1 protein-coding gene is annotated in these 1,733 nt (G+C 66.8%); it reads right to left on the reverse strand.

Going from position 1 to position 1,733, the window contains the following annotated elements; genetic code table 11:
* A partial coding sequence (locus BZL64_RS28815) for a condensation domain-containing protein (protein WP_244205529.1) occupies nt 1-1,679 on the reverse strand: 1,679 nt, incomplete at its 3' end.
* Nucleotides 1,680-1,733 lie beyond the last annotated feature (54 nt).

Below are 1,733 nucleotides of genomic sequence, written 5' to 3' on the forward strand. Positions count from 1 at the left end.
TCCGTCCCCGCACCCAGCCGGTGCAACGTCACCGCCAACGCCGCCTGCAACACCATGAACACCGTCACACCACGCTCACGCGCCACCTCACGCAACCGCGCATGCACCCCAGCCGGAACCTCCAACCGCACCGCATGCCCCTCATGCGACGCCACCACCGGACGAACACGGTCATACGGCAACCCCAACTCCTGCGGCACCCCCGCCAACACACCACGCCAATACGCCACCTGACGTGCGAGAACACTCTCCGGATCATCCCCGTCGCCCAGCAACTCACGCTGCCACAACGCATAATCCGCATACTGCACCGGCAACGCATCCCACACCGGCGCCCCACCCGCACACCGCGCCGCATAAGCCACCGAGACATCCCGCGCCAACGGCCCCATCGACCAACCATCACCCGCAATGTGATGCACCACCACCACAAGCACATACTCATCCGCACCGACCCCAAACAGGCTCGCCCGCAGCGGAATCTCAGCACTCAAATCGAAGGCATACCGCGCCGCCTCCAACACCGCACCGGCTAGCCCTTCCTCCCCCACCTCGGTGACAGCCAGCTCGAAGCCGCACTCCCCCACCGGCAGGATCCGCTGATACGGCTCCCCGTCCGCCACCGGAAACACCGTCCGCAACACCTCATGCCGCCCCAGCACATCCACCAACGCCGACTCCAACGCCTGGCGGTCAAACCCACCCGACAACCGCACCGTCATCGGAATGTTGTAGGTCGCGCTCGGGCCCTCCAACTGCCCGATGAACCACAGCCGGCGCTGCGCATACGACAATGGCACCCGCTCCGGACGCGCCTTCGCGACGAGCGCCGGGCGGGCCTCACCCGCTTGACCCAACCGACCTGCAAGCCCCGCCGGCGTCGGCACCTCGAACAGGGTCCGCAGCCCAACCTCCACACCCAGAACCGCACGCACCCGACTCACCAGACGCGTCGCCAGCAGCGAATGACCACCCAACGCGAAGAAGTCGTCATCCACACCCACCCGGTCCACGCCCAGAACCTGCGCGAAGGCCTGGCACAGGATCTCCTCCTGCACCGTGGCCGGACCCCGACCACCGCCTGCCTTGAAAATGGGAGCGGGCAGCGCCTTGCGGTCGAGCTTGCCGTTCACCGTCAACGGCAGCTCATCCAGCACCACGAACACGGACGGCACCATGTACTCCGGCAACCGGCCGGCCGCGAAATCACGCAGCTCAGACTCCGTCGCGTTGCCCACCACATACGCGATGAGGCGTTTGTCGCCCGGGGTGTCCTCCCGTACGACCACCACCACCTGGGCCAGCTGCGGATGCGCTGCCAGTGCCGCCTGGACCTCACCCGGCTCGATCCGGAACCCACGGATCTTCACCTGATCATCCGCACGCCCCGCGAACACCAACTGCCCGTCCACGCTCCAGCGGACCCGGTCACCGGTGCGGTACATCCGCTCACCCGCACCACCGAACGGACACGCCACGAACCGCTCACCCGTCAGCCCCGGCTGACCCACATACCCACGCGCCAACTGCACACCCGCCACATACAACTCACCCACCACACCCACCGGCACCGGACGCAGCCACTCATCCAGCACATACACCCGCGTGTTCGCCACCGGAACACCGATCGGCACCACACCCGCCCACCCCGGCACACACTCCCACGACGTCACATCCACCGACACCTCCGTCGGCCCATACAAATTGTGCAACTCCACCCCCCCGAACAACTC

The sequence above is a fragment of the Streptomyces bobili genome, from assembly GCF_002154575.1.
Classification (GTDB): Bacteria; Actinomycetota; Actinomycetes; order Streptomycetales; family Streptomycetaceae; genus Streptomyces; species Streptomyces bobili.